Consider the following 1,493-nt stretch of genomic DNA (forward strand, 5'->3'; position numbering starts at 1 on the left):
CCGGTCACCTCCGCGTGGGAGGCGACCGGGCGCCGTCGGCAATGGTGGAGTCCTAGAGGGTCTTGCCAGTAGTGGGCGCCGGATTGGTCCACTGCTTGGGGCCGTTCTTGGCCGCGAGCAAGGCGAAGATCACGATGACCGCCAGGATGATCGGGGCGGCGTAGAGGCCCAGGTTGTAGTTGCCGGTGACCGTCTGGATGGTGCCCCACAGGGGAGCGCCCAAGGCATTGCCGATGTAGTAGAAGGACAGGCCCAGGGAGAGCAGCTTGCTGTAGTCGCGAGCACCCACCGACTGGCGCAGCACCAACGGCGGGGCCACCGTGGCGTTGGAGACACCGGCGGACATGCACACCATGGCCATCAGCGGCAAAGCCATGGCCATCGCACCGAAACCGGTGGCGGCCGTGGACATCTGCGGCAGGTACAGGAAGCCCACCGCCATCAGACCCAGCGTGATGGTCATCATCCAGATCACACCGATCTTGTCGTTGATGATGCCCAGCAACGGCTTCCACAGGATCAGGGTGAACGTCCACGTGGCCAGCAACAAGCTGAACGCGGAGATGTTCTCGCCGGTGTAGACCTTCAGCAGAATGGCCAGCACCTGCGTCACGGACACGATCATGCCGATCAACACGAACGCCAAGGCCAGGAGCCAGAACCAGGGGCTGCGCAGGGCGTCGCGGAGCACGAAACCGGGGAGCTTGGTGGGGTCCTGGCTGCGGGCTTCTTCATTCTCGCCGGGCACCGCGCCGTAGGGGAGTAGGCCCACGTCGGCGGGAGTATTGCGCACCAGGAACACGGTGGCGATCAAGGAGAGCGTAACCAGAACGATGGCCATGGTCATGATGGTGGGGCGCCAGCCAGGGACTCTGCCATGCGCGGGCTCAGGATGGACCACAGCAGACCGCCCACGCCGGAACCGGAAAGCACGATGCCCAGGACCAGACCGCGCTTGGCCTCGAACCAGGACGTGGTGATGACCGGAGGAATGGGTGCCTGGGAGAGTCCGTAGCCCATGCCGATCACTGCGCCGGCCACATAGAACATGAACGGGTTGGGCGCGAAGGAGAACAGCAGTACACCCAGGCCCATGATGCACGAGCCCACGCCCAGCATCACGCGGGGACCGAACTTGGCGATCAAAGGGCCGGCAGCGAACATCATGGTCACCACAATGGTGATGGTCAGAACCGTGAAGTAGATGAGGAACGCCGGCTGGCCGCCGTTGGCGGGGTTGCCGGTTTCGTCCGTGAACATGTCACCCACGATGAACGGGTGCAGCAAAGACAAACCGGACAGCACCACGGATGCCGCAATCATGATCATGAAGCCACCGGCCGCGACCATCCAGTGGCGTGGTGTCATCCCTTGAGGTGGTCTGGTGGCTGTTTCCGTGGTGGTATCCATGCTGTGCTCCCTATTGTTCTTATCAAGACCAACCGGTCACGCGATGAGACCGGCACCGCCGGAACTTAGCCTTGATCCACCGA

2 protein-coding genes are annotated in these 1,493 nt (G+C 63.2%); both read right to left on the reverse strand.

Annotation, left to right across the window (positions count from 1 at the left end; all coding sequences use genetic code 11):
* Positions 1 to 52: 52 nt before the first annotated feature.
* Positions 53 to 847: an MFS transporter gene (locus tag YO9_RS0115560; RefSeq protein ID WP_016998325.1), complete on the reverse strand. Its 795-nt coding sequence runs from the start codon at positions 845 to 847 to the stop codon at positions 53 to 55.
* Entirely contained in the window at positions 844 to 1,410 is a 567-nt protein-coding gene (locus YO9_RS20270; RefSeq protein ID WP_262925729.1) for an MFS transporter, read from the reverse strand. The genes YO9_RS0115560 and YO9_RS20270 overlap by 4 nt, the downstream gene beginning before the upstream one ends.
* Positions 1,411 to 1,493: the final 83 nt, after the last annotated feature.

Origin of the sequence: Kocuria atrinae C3-8 (assembly GCF_000286355.1) — a bacterium.
Lineage (GTDB): Bacteria > Actinomycetota > Actinomycetes > Actinomycetales > Micrococcaceae > Kocuria > Kocuria atrinae_A.